The organism is Priestia sp. P1_B12_1, assembly GCF_056406695.1.
In genome coordinates this window covers 1-1,204 of record NZ_JBFTZR010000062.1, presented here as the reverse complement: position 1 = coordinate 1,204, position 1,204 = coordinate 1, and the positions used below count along the sequence as shown (strand labels likewise).

Sequence of the window (1,204 nt, the reverse complement as noted above, 5' to 3'; positions counted from 1 at the left end):
TGATACAACAGGGATACAAACGCTTCAACAAGAAGAAATGACCACTCCTGTGACACGTCCTGTGACGTCTCCAGAAAGTGCTGAAAACGTTGATACACCAAGCTTAGAGGCCGATAAATCATCTGATGCCTTTATTAACCTTGATTTACCTGTAAATCATATAAATAATCATTTAATATCTGTTTCACAGTCATTCAGCTATATCAAAGGTGTTCCCAAGAAAGTCAATCAAGTCTATGCAGGTAAATATGGACATCAACTACAAGACTTTTATGCTCGTATTCAAAATGCTGCAAAAGCCGTGAAACGAGATACAGAGCTTGAGATTAAAAAAGAGCAAGTACATGAAATTGCGTATTCAACCATTGTTGGGTTAGATAAATATGTCCATGAAGCTAATCAACAAGGGAATCCTTTATCCCTACGGGATATGTGTCGACTAATCTATCAGATTGCGAAAAATCAATTCTATGATTTAACAAGGCCTAAAAGTCAGGATTATTCATCAGTATACGCAAATCAACAAGAAGTTATACATAACGAAAGTCAAACAACAACATTGGCTACACCAAAACGGATTATCCGTAAGGAACTCGTTCCAGATTGGTTAAAAGCTGAACAGCAGCCAGAAAAGGGTACACAAGAAACAGAGGTTACGTTGGAGCAGAAGCTTGAAATGATTCAGTTAAAGCAAGATTTAGCACAAGAACTCACGCCAGAAGAAGAGAACTTGCTGCAGGAGCACAGCTCTACGTATAGCTTGTTGGAGATAGCTCAGGTAAAACAAGACTTAGGACAAGCTTTAACGCCAGAGGAACAAGAGTGTTTGCATCACCATAACCAGTTAAAAGACACAGCTTCCTAATCAAAAAAGTAGAAATCTCTTAGAAGCTGATGTTTTAATAGAATATGTTTATTTAGAACCGTGTTCTAAATAAACAATAACTACTAATCTACGCAGGAGGAGACTATTATGCCACATAAAATTACGTTAACCGGATCAGCCACAGGACCCTTACGCGAATATGATCGCTACGTTGCCTTTGATATGCGTGAAAAAGGGTCACCATCTGCGCCTAAAGGATTAAAGAAGAGTACCTTTATTTCGTATACGGTGTTTGTTGCGAAGAAAGCCTTTAATAAAACAGGGCTCACGAAGAAAAGCATCATGCATGAAAAGATCTTAATTCAAGGGGAACCAACG

1 protein-coding gene and 1 pseudogene are annotated in these 1,204 nt (G+C 38.4%); both read left to right on the top strand.

Going from position 1 to position 1,204, the window contains the following annotated elements; translation table 11 throughout:
* Positions 1 to 865 (top strand): replication protein (locus tag AC1D0Y_RS29530; protein ID WP_477708450.1); only part of this gene is annotated, 865 nt, incomplete at its 5' end.
* Between the two features lie 108 nt (positions 866 to 973).
* Positions 974 to 1,204 (top strand): annotated as a pseudogene (locus AC1D0Y_RS29525) (ParB N-terminal domain-containing protein); the annotation flags it as partial.